This is a genomic window from Dactylosporangium sp. NPDC050588 (genome assembly GCF_040654975.1).
Classification (GTDB): domain Bacteria; phylum Actinomycetota; class Actinomycetes; order Mycobacteriales; family Micromonosporaceae; genus Dactylosporangium; species Dactylosporangium maewongense.
Genome location: NZ_JBFAJA010000076.1, coordinates 1 through 6,630 on the forward strand (window position 1 = coordinate 1; position 6,630 = coordinate 6,630).

The following is a 6,630-nucleotide window of genomic DNA, read 5'->3' on the forward strand; positions in this document are numbered from 1 at the left end:
CGGGCGCGGCGCCGCCACGGCACGCACCACCAGCGCGCGACGCCGCACGGCCGGGGCACCGCCGCCGGTCGACCCCGGCGGGCGCGTCGCCGCCGCGCGGGGTACCACCGCCGTCGTCCCGGGGCGCATACCGCTCGCGCGAGGGCTGTCGTGACCGCCGTCGCGGTGGGCGCGGACGCCGCACCGACCGGGCGGGCGGCGTGGCACCGCCGGGTGGCGGCGCTGCCCCTCGCATACCTGGCCGGGATCGCCGCGGTCGGGGTCGGGCACCCGTTCCTGCCCGGCTGGCGCTGGCTGGTCATCCACCTGCTGCTGCTCGGCGCGGTCACCAACGCCGTCGTGGTGTGGAGCGCCCACTTCACCGCCGCGGTCCTGCGCATCCCCGCCCCGCCGCGCCGCCGTGCCGAGGCGGTCCGGCTCGCCGTGCTCAACGCGGGCGTCGTCGCGGTGCTCGCCGGTGGTGTCGCGGACCTGCCGTGGGTCGGCGTCGCCGGGGCCGGGGCCGTCTTCGCCGCGGTGGCCGCGCACCTCGCCTGGCTCGCGCGGCAGGTGCGGACCGCGCTGCCGGCCCGGTTCGCCGTCACCGCCCACTACTACCTCGCCGCGTCCGTCGCCCTGCTCACCGGCGTCCCCGCCGGCGCCTGGATGCTGGTGGTCGACGACGGCGCGCGGCCGCGGCTGCTGCTGTTCCACGCGCACGTGAACCTGCTCGGCTGGGTCACGCTGACCGTCCTGGGCACGCTGCTCACGCTGTGGCCGACGGTGCTGCGCACCCGCATGGCCGACGGCGCCGCCCGGGCCGCCCGCACCGCGCTGCCCACGGCGGTGACCGGCCTGGCGCTGCTCGCCACGGGGGTGCTCGCCTGGTGGCCGGTCCTCGCGGCCGGCGGGCTCGCTGTCTTCGCCGCCGCCGTCCTGATCACCGCCGCGCCCGCGGTACACACCGCCGGGCAGCGCCCACCCGCGTCGTTCGCCACCTGGTCGATCGCCGCCGCGGTCGGGTGGCTGCTCGTCGCGCTCGGCGTCGACGCGTGGACCCTGCTGTCGTCCGCCACCCCGGCCGCCGCGGCGGACCGCTTCGGCGCCGTCCTCGCCCCGCTGCTCGCCGGCTTCGCCGCGCAGGTCCTCATCGGCGCGCTGACCTACCTGCTGCCGGTCGTCCTCGGTGGCGGCCCCGTGCTCGTACGGGAGCGGTCGGCGCGGCTCGAACGGCACTGGCCGCAGCGGGTCGCCATGGGCAACGCGGCGCTCGCCGTGTTCCTGCTGCCGGTCGGCGCGTACGTCCACATCACCGCGTCACTGCTGGTCCTCGCCGCACTGCTGCAGTTCCTCGGACCGGCGGCGCGTGTCCTGCTCACCGCCCGGAGGTAACGATGCCCGCAGAGCACGCCCGCCCGCTCGGTGGCGTCGCCGCCGGCCTGGCGCTGGTCGTCCTCGCCACCCTCGTCGGCGTCGCGGCGCAGCGGGTCGCGGGCGCCGGCACCACGTCCGCGGCGACGACCGGCGAGGTGACGCCGACCGGGCACACCACCACCGTCACCGTGACCGCCGAGGACATGCGCTTCCACCCCGACCACATCGCGGTCCCCGCCGGCGACCGGCTCGTCGTCGAGCTCGCCAACCACGACCGACGCCGCCACGACCTCGTCCTGGACACCGGCGCGAGGACCGGCACCGTCGCCGCCGGCGGCACCGCCCGCCTCGACGCCGGCGTCATCGGGGGCACCGTCGAGGGCTGGTGCTCGCTCCCGGGGCACCGGCAGGCGGGCATGACCCTCACGATCACCGTCGACGGCACCCACGACCACCCGGCCGCCCCCGCGGAGTTCACGGCACGGGATGCCACGGCGCCGCCCGTACCCCCGGAACGCGTCCACAAGGTGGAGCTGCGGGTGCGGGAGGACGCGCGGCAGCACCTGTGGACGTTCAACGGCACCGCCCCGGGACCGACGCTGCGCGGCCGGATCGGCGACACGTTCGAGATCACGCTCATCAACGACGGCACCATCGACCACGGCGTCGACTTCCACGCCGGCGCGCTCGCCCCGGACGAGCCGATGCGCCCGATCGAGCCCGGGCAACGGCTCACCTACACGTTCACCGCGACCCGTGCCGGCATCTGGATGTATCACTGCTCGACGATGCCGATGCTGCTGCACATCGGCAACGGCATGTACGGCGCCGTCATCATCGACCCGCCCGACCTCGCACCGGCCGACCACGAGTTCGTCCTCGTGCAGTCCGAGCTGTACCTCGGCGGCGACCTGGCGAAGATGCAGGCGGACCAGCCGGACGCGGTCGTGTTCAACGGCCACGCCGACCAGTACACCCACCGGCCGCTGCAAACCCGTGCGGGCCAACGGATCCGGGTCTGGGTCCTCGACGCCGGCCCGAGCCGCGGCAGCGCGTTTCACATCGTCGGCGCCCAGTTCGACACCGTCTACCGCGAGGGGCAGTGGCTGCTGCGCCCCGGCGACCCCGGCGGCGCGCAGGTCCTGGACCTGTCCCCCGCGGGCGGCGGCTTCGTCGAGACCACCCTCGCCGCGCCCGGCCACTACCCCTTCGTCACGCACGCCATGGTCGACGCCGAACGCGGCGCCCGCGGCATCATCGAGGTGTCATGAGCAGGAACCGGTTCGTGCCGCCGCAGCACGGCGCCTGGGCGATGCTCCTGCTCCCCTGGCTCGCCGGTGTGCTCACGGCGGGCTTCCGCCGGCCGCACCTGCCGCTGCTGGTGGCGTGGCTGGCCGCCTACCTGTTCAGCTACTACTTCCTGCAGGCGGTCAAGACCCGCCGCCTCGCCCGGGTCCGCGCGCAGCTGCTCCTCTACGGCCCGGTCGCGGCCGTGCCGGGTGCGCTCGTGCTGCTCGTGCGGCCGCAGCTGCTCTGGTACGGCCCGGCGTTCGCCGCACTGTTCGCGGTCAACGTCGCCTACGCCCGGCGCCGCGACGAACGCGCGCTCGTCAACGATCTCGCGTCGGTCGCGCAGAGCTGCCTGATGGTCTTCGTCTGCGCCACCGTCGCCGGCCGTCCCCTGGTGGAGGCCGTGCCGGTGTTCGCGGCCGTGACCGCCTACTTCACCGGCACGGTGCTCTACGTCAAGACGATGATCCGCGAGCGCGACAGCGCCGGCTATTACCGCGCGTCGGTGCTGTTCCACCTCGCGGCGCTCGGGGCGGCCTGGTGGGTCGGCGTGCCGGTGCTGGTCGTGTTCGCCCTCCTGCTGGCCCGCGCGGCCCTGCTGCCCGGGCGCCGTCTGACCCCGAAGCAGGTCGGCCTGATCGAGATCGCCGCCACCGTGCTGCTGCTGGTCGTCGTGCCGGTCACGGTGTGAGCCGCTCGCGGCTCAGGCTTCCGCGCCGGCCGGCACCTCATCGTGGAGCACATAGCCGGTGACGAGGTCGCAGTCGATGGTGATGACGCAGTTCATCTCCTCGTCCACCCAGGGGTGCAGGAGCCGCTCGTAGCGGGCCTGGCGGGCCGGGTCGAGGACGAGCCTGGCGGTGCCGGTGACGACCACCGTCCAGCCGGTGTGGGTGTCCGCGTCGAGGACGTCCGCCTCGTACGCCACGACGACCCCACCGCCCTGGGTGGCCGCGGAGGCCAGGGCACCGCCCAGGTTGCTGCGGATCACGACGGAGTCGCCGTCGACGAGGTGGTTGACCGGGCGGATCGCCGGGAGCGCACGCATGCTGAAGACCACCCGGCCCACCGGCACCGACGCCAGCAGCTCCAGGCAGCGGTCACGGCCCAGGGCCCGCATCGACACCATCCCTGAACTGTTCCCCTGCCGTCCCGCCCCGGCCAGGGCCGTTGGACCCGTGTCCGGCGGGACCTTCTCCCCTGTGCGTCACCGCCCGCCGGCCCTGCTGCGCACCCCGGGCCGGCGCCTAGCGTGATCCACGGAGCCAATTGAAGGAGCACGGCATGCGAACAGTGACCGAACCGGAGCTCGCACGGATCCTCAGCGCGCTGCCGGGCATCCCGCGGATCGTCGCCAGCGGCAACTACGCCGCCCCGCGCCGCCTGCTGTCCGTCGCCGACGCGGCGGTCGCGGAGTTCCGGCTCTTCATGCTCAACGCCCAGCACGGCCTGCCGGACCGCGACGGCGTCGTCTACGAGTCCGCGTTCGTCGGGCCGGGGATGCGCGCCCACCCGCGGCTGCACTACTTCCCGTGCCGGCTGTCGCTGGTGCCGCACCTGTTCCGGCAGCGGCTCGCGCCCGACGTGGTGCTGCTGCACACCTCACGGCCGGTCGGCGGTGCGGTCAGCCTCGGCGTCGAGGTCAACGTCCTGCCGGCCGCGATCGAGTCCGCCCGCGCCCGCGGCGGCATCGTCGTCGCGCAGGCGAACCCCGCGATGCCCTTCACTCACGGCGACGCGCTCGTGCCCCTCGACGCGGTGGACTACCTCCTCGAGGTCGACGAGCCGCTCGCCACGCACGCGGTCGTGGCGCCCGACGCGGTGTCGGCGGCCATCGGGGAGCGGGTGGCCGCGCTCGTGCCGGCGGACGCGACGCTGCAGCTCGGCATCGGCGCCATCCCGGACGCGACGCTCGACGCCCTGCTCGACCGGCGCGGGCTGCGGATCTGGTCGGAGATGTTCAGCGACGGCGCCCTCGCCCTGGAGAAGGCGGGCTGCCTCGACCGGGACACGCCGATCACCGCCTCCTTCTGCTTCGGTTCGGCCGAGTTGTACGACTGGGTCGACGCCAACCCACGTATCCGCATGCTGCGCACCGAGAAGACGAACAACCCGGGCACGATCGCCGCGCACCCGAACCTCATGAGCGTCAACAGCGCGCTGCAGGTCGACCTGTTCGCGCAGGCCAACGCCACCCGGGTCGGCAACCGTACGCACTCCGGCTTCGGCGGCCAGACCGACTTCATCGTCGGCGCCATGCACTCCCCGGGCGGCCACGCCGTCATCGCGCTGCGCTCCTGGCATCCGAAGGCCGACGTGTCCTCGGTGGTGCCGCTGGTGTCCGGCCCGGTCACCTCGTTCCAGCACAGCTACATCGTCACCGAGCAGGGCACCGCCACGATCTGGGGCCGCGACTCGGTCGAGCAGGCCCAGGAGATCGTCGACCGTGCCGCCCACCCGTCCATCCGCGACGAGCTCCGCGCCGCCGGCCGGACGTTCGGGCTCCCCCTCCGCTGACGACCGGGACCAACGGCCCGCACCCGCCGACCCACATGCCTCTGCCACGTCCACACTCACGGGCCTCCTGCCGGGCTCCGTCGCCAGCAGCTCATGCACCACGCCGAGTGCCCGGTGCTCATCGCCCACCGGCCGGCCTGATCCGGCGTACACCTGATGGAAGGAACGATTCCGGTGGTGGCAATCATGCTCGTGGCCACATCCATCGCCGCCGTCTACATCGCGCTGATCGCCCTGCACACCCAGGCCATCCACGGCGACCCGCCGGACACCGACCGCCGCCGCCCCCGGCTCGCGACCTGGCTCGCGACCTGGCTCGCGACCTGGCTCGCCACCCGCGAGGAGCGCCGCCGCGGCCGCGTCGAGAGCGCCGCCACCCAGCGCCTGCTGGCCGGCGCACTGGACCAGGCGTCCTACCGGGCGGCCCTGACCGCCATGGCCGCCCAGGACGCGGCCAACCACCCGGTCGAGCTCCCGAACCCCTGACGCGAACCCCCACCGCCACCGCGCCCCGGATCTTCGCACCGATGATCCAAGGACGGATCTGGCCACCCGCGTGACCGGATCCGTCCTTGGATCATGTCCCGGCACCGCGTGGTTGCGCACTGCCGTCACGCCTCGGCACGGGCTGCCACCCCACCGCCAGTGGCACGAGTCGTCACCCGACGGCGGTGCGGGACAGCCCGACGGTGGAGCAGCCGTCGAACGGACAGCCGCCCCGTGCCCCGTCTGCCGTGGAAACCGCAGGCCGGTGGAACCCAACCCCGCCCTGCGCCGAAGATCCAAGGACAGATCTGGCCACCCGCGTGACCGGATCCGTCCTTGGATCTTCGGAGGGTGGCAGCGGAGGCGGAGGCGGCAGCGGAGTGGCAGCGGGGTGGCAGCGGGGTGGCAGCGGTCAGTGACCAGCGCGGGGAGCCACCCGTCCAGACCACGAACGGCGCTTCGAGACTGTGTCACCACGTCACTGCGCCAGTGACGTGGACATGCCCACCCGCGCCCGGTCCCCACCGCACGGCCTTCATCGGCGCTGCGGGAGGCACCGCCGATGCCACGCACGGCGCCTCGTCGTGCCGTGGTCGTGGCCACCGGCGCGCTGCCCGCCCCGGCCGCATCGGCGTCCGCTGCCCCCGCCGGCACCCGCATGGCGGCGTGCGTTGTCGTCGCGCCTCGGCAGGCACTGCCGCATCACGCCGACAGTGGCACGGATCGTCACGCGACGGCCGTGCACGGCAGCCCGGCGGCTGAGTGGACGTCGAGCGGGACAGCTGGCCGTGCCCCTATTGCTGTGGAGAACACGGGACGGTGGAGCCCAGACCTCCCTTCCTGCCCGGCAGGACGCGAGCCGGCATGCTCAGCCTTCCCCCTGCCCGGACAGGACGCGAGCCGGCATGCTCAGCCTTCCCCCTGCCCGGACAGGACGCGAGCCGGCATGCTCAGCCTTCCCCCTGCCCGGACAGGACGCGAGCC

At 74.3% G+C, this 6,630-nt stretch carries 6 protein-coding genes; 5 read left to right on the forward strand and 1 reads right to left on the reverse strand.

What is annotated here, in order from left to right; genetic code table 11:
• Positions 1–150: 150 nt before the first annotated feature.
• From AB0I21_RS41315 to AB0I21_RS41325, 3 genes are read left to right on the forward strand one after another with little or no spacing between them, the layout of a single operon-like run.
• On the forward strand, positions 151–1,371 hold the full coding sequence (locus tag AB0I21_RS41315) for a hypothetical protein (protein WP_360569135.1): 1,221 nt from the start codon (positions 151–153) through the stop codon (positions 1,369–1,371).
• A gap of 2 nt (positions 1,372–1,373) precedes the next feature.
• On the forward strand, positions 1,374–2,624 hold the full coding sequence (locus AB0I21_RS41320; RefSeq protein ID WP_360569136.1) for a multicopper oxidase domain-containing protein: 1,251 nt from the start codon (positions 1,374–1,376) through the stop codon (positions 2,622–2,624).
• A complete protein-coding gene (locus AB0I21_RS41325) occupies positions 2,621–3,334 on the forward strand; it encodes a YwiC-like family protein (RefSeq protein ID WP_360569137.1) in 714 nt (237 codons plus the stop codon). The genes AB0I21_RS41320 and AB0I21_RS41325 overlap by 4 nt, the downstream gene beginning before the upstream one ends.
• 12 nt (positions 3,335–3,346) lie before the next feature.
• Here the strand turns inward: AB0I21_RS41325 and AB0I21_RS41330 are convergent, their stop codons facing one another.
• Positions 3,347–3,772 (reverse strand): pyridoxamine 5'-phosphate oxidase family protein, encoded by a 426-nt coding sequence (locus tag AB0I21_RS41330; protein WP_360569138.1) that lies wholly within the window; start codon positions 3,770–3,772, stop codon positions 3,347–3,349.
• A gap of 155 nt (positions 3,773–3,927) precedes the next feature.
• Here AB0I21_RS41330 and AB0I21_RS41335 point away from each other — a divergent pair, with 155 nt between their 5' ends.
• Complete coding sequence (locus AB0I21_RS41335) at positions 3,928–5,160, forward strand: acetyl-CoA hydrolase/transferase C-terminal domain-containing protein (protein WP_360569139.1); 1,233 nt, start codon at positions 3,928–3,930, stop codon at positions 5,158–5,160.
• A 186-nt stretch (positions 5,161–5,346) separates the two neighbouring features.
• The gene (locus AB0I21_RS41340) at positions 5,347–5,646 is read left to right on the forward strand and encodes a hypothetical protein (protein WP_360569140.1); all 300 of its coding nucleotides are present in this window, start codon (positions 5,347–5,349) and stop codon (positions 5,644–5,646) included.
• The last annotated feature ends 984 nt before the right edge of the window (positions 5,647–6,630 follow it).